General features: G+C 69.2%; 4 protein-coding genes. 2 read left to right on the forward strand and 2 right to left on the reverse strand.

The window, feature by feature from the left end; genetic code table 11:
• The coding region (gene aroA, locus A9W96_RS20970) for a 3-phosphoshikimate 1-carboxyvinyltransferase (RefSeq protein ID WP_067142724.1) at positions 1 to 1212 on the reverse strand (1212 nt) is incomplete at its 3' end.
• A gap of 44 nt (positions 1213 to 1256) precedes the next feature.
• On the opposite strand from aroA, the gene A9W96_RS20975 reads away from it, so the two are divergent.
• Both A9W96_RS20975 and A9W96_RS20980 read left to right on the forward strand, forming a co-directional pair.
• Entirely contained in the window at positions 1257 to 2021 is a 765-nt protein-coding gene (locus A9W96_RS20975; RefSeq protein WP_066867992.1) for an SOS response-associated peptidase, read from the forward strand.
• Positions 2022 to 2136: 115 nt separating this feature from the next.
• Positions 2137 to 2568 carry a TIGR03618 family F420-dependent PPOX class oxidoreductase gene (locus A9W96_RS20980; protein WP_066867989.1) on the forward strand — a complete coding sequence of 144 codons (432 nt, stop codon included), beginning with the start codon at positions 2137 to 2139 and terminating at the stop codon, positions 2566 to 2568.
• A gap of 38 nt (positions 2569 to 2606) precedes the next feature.
• On the opposite strand, the gene A9W96_RS33410 is transcribed toward A9W96_RS20980, so the two are convergent.
• Positions 2607 to 2744: hypothetical protein (locus A9W96_RS33410; RefSeq protein WP_369830857.1), on the reverse strand; the 138-nt coding region annotated here is incomplete at its 5' end.

Raw genomic sequence — 2744 nt, forward strand, 5'->3', positions numbered from 1 at the left:
GACCCCGGGCACCCGCAGCCCGATGATGGCGCCGGCCATCGCCATCCGGTGGTCGGCATAGGCGCGCCAGGTTCCGGACTGCAACGGGGTCGCGGTGATCACCAGGCCGTCGGGGCTCTCGGAGCAGTCGCCGCCCAGTCGGTTGATCTCCTTGCGCAGCGCGGCCAGCCGATCGGTCTCATGCCCGCGCAGATGCGCGATGCCGGACAGCCGCGACACCGATCCCGGCGTCGCCAGCGCCGCCAGGGCGGCCACCGACGGCGTCAGCTCGCCGACCGCGCGCAGGTCGACGTCGAAACCGTCGTAGTCGCCGGATCCGCGCGCCTCCAGGAACGAATCAGTGTGCTGCACAACGGCATTGAGCTTGGCCAGCACGCTCAGGATGTTGTCGGCCGGCTGCACACTGCTCGACGGCCAGCCGGTGATGCGCACCGCACCACCGGTGACCACCGCCGCGGCCAGGAAGGGCACGGCGTTCGTCAGGTCCGGCTCCACCTCCCAGTGCCGGGCGGCGACGTTTCCCGGCGCCACTTGCCAGCGGTTGGGGACGGAGTCGTCGACGTCGACGCCGGCCTGGCGCAGCATCGTCACCGTCATGGCGATGTGCGGCGCCGACGGCAGCGCCCCGCCGGTGTGTTGCACGGTCAGCCCCTCGGCGAACGATGCCGCGCACAACAGCAGGCCCGACACGAACTGCGACGAGGCCGAGGCGTCGATGTTCACGGTCCCGCCGATGACCGAGCCGGTGCCCAGCACCCGGAAGGGGAGGCCGGAGCCGTCGATCCGCACGCCGAGCCCGCGCAGGGCGTCCAGCAGCGGGACGATGGGCCGCGCCCGGGCCTGCTCGTCGCCGTCGAACTCGACGATCGATTCGGCCAGCGCCGCCAGCGGCGGGACGAACCGCAACACCGTGCCGGCCAGCCCGCAGTCGACCTGGGCCATCGGTTCGGGCGACACGCGACCGCCGACGGTCAGTTCGGTCCCGTCACCGTCCTCGTCGCCGTCGATGTCCAGACCCAGGGTGTGCAGCGCCCCGATCATCAGGTCGGTATCGCGGCTGCGCAGCGCGCCGGTGATGGTCGGGATGCCTTGTCCCTGGGCGGCGGCCAGGGCCGCCAGCACCAGGGCGCGGTTGGTCTGCGATTTCGATCCCGGAACGGTCACGGTCGCGCGCACCGGTTGCGCCGCCACGGGGGCCTGCCACGTACTCACCGCTCCATCATCGCCTGTCACCGGTTTCTGCCACCATGGGTGTTATGTGCGGAAGGTTCGCGGTCACCACCGATCCGGCTTTGCTGGCCCAGAAGATCAAGGCGATCGACGAGGCCACCGGCGCCGACGCCGGATCGACGGGCCCCAACTACAACGTGGCCCCGACCTCGACCATCGCGACCGTGGTCAGCCGGCATTCCGAGCCCGAAGACCAGCCGACGCGCCGGGTGCGGCTGATGCGCTGGGGTTTGGTGCCGCCGTGGGCCAAGGCCGGTTCCGACGGCGCGCCCGACACCAAGGGGCCGATGCTGATCAACGCGCGCGCGGACAAGGTCACCACCTCGCCCGCCTTCCGGACCAGCGCGAAGTCCAAGCGCTGCCTAATCCCGATGGATGGCTACTACGAGTGGCGGGTCAACTCCGCCGACGCGGCCGGCAAGAAGACCCGCAAGACGCCGTTTTTCATGTACCGCGAGGACGGGGAGCCGCTGTTCATGGCGGGCCTGTGGTCGGTGTGGAAACCGGCCAAGGACGCTTCGCCGCTGCTGAGTTGCACGATCATCACCACCGACGCGCCCGGCGAGCTCGCGCAGATTCACGATCGGATGCCGCTGGTGGTGCCCGAACGTGACTGGGACCGGTGGCTTGACCCGGACGCCGAGATCGATCAGGACCTGCTGGACCGCACGCCCGACGTGCGCGCCATCCGGATGCGTGAGGTCTCGACGCTGGTCAACAACGTCCGCAACAACGGCCCGCAGCTGCTCGAGCCGGCCGAGCCGCAACCCGAGCAGATGCAAATCCTTTAGCGCTCGGCCGGCGCGATCTCGCGCCGGGCTTCGGGCTGTCGGATTGCGTACAGCCTCTTCGTCGTATGGATAGGCAACCGAATTGCCCGGAGCCACGACGCATCAGGAGAACGCAATGAACACAACGAGGCTCAGTGACAGCGCGCGCCAACTCATCGGGTCCGACCCGGCCACGCTCGTCACGATCAATCGCGACGGCAGCCCGCAAGTCAGCCTGGTCTGGATGACGGTGCGCAGTACAGCCGACGGCGGTGATGAGTTGGTCACCGCTCATCTGCAGGAGCATCAGAAGATCCGCAACATCCGGCGTGATCCCCGCGTGGCGGTGACCATCGCGTCCACCGACCGCAGCGGGCCGCAGACGCCGTATCTGTCGATCAGGGGCACCGCCCGCGTCGAGGAGGGCGGCGCGCCCGAACTGCTCGACGAGATCGCCACGACCATCTTCGGCCCCGGCACGGGGTTCCCACCGCCGGACGCACCCGCCGGCTACCTGACTCACATCACGATCGAGAAGGTCGGCGGTGTGGGCCCATGGGCGGCCTGAACGTCCCGCTCGTCACTCGGCCGTCTGGAGATCGCCGTTCAGTTTCCGGAAATGGGACCGTTTGAGCCAGCCGCCTCATCGTCGTCTCCGTCGCGCAGGAGTTTTTCGGGGTGGTGGAAGGTGTTGGTGCGGGGTTGGCCGGTGTCGAGGTGTGGGGGTGGTATCCATTGGGTGTC

The sequence above is a fragment of the Mycobacterium sp. 1245852.3 genome (assembly GCF_001669335.1).
Lineage (GTDB): Bacteria > Actinomycetota > Actinomycetes > Mycobacteriales > Mycobacteriaceae > Mycobacterium > Mycobacterium europaeum_A.

Coding starts and splice junctions, on each gene's coding strand:
- A9W96_RS20975 (WP_066867992.1), top strand. CDS start 1,257: ATGTGCGGAAGGTTCGCGGTCACCACCGATCCGGCTTTGCTGGCCCAG.
- A9W96_RS20980 (WP_066867989.1), top strand. CDS start 2,137: ATGAACACAACGAGGCTCAGTGACAGCGCGCGCCAACTCATCGGGTCC.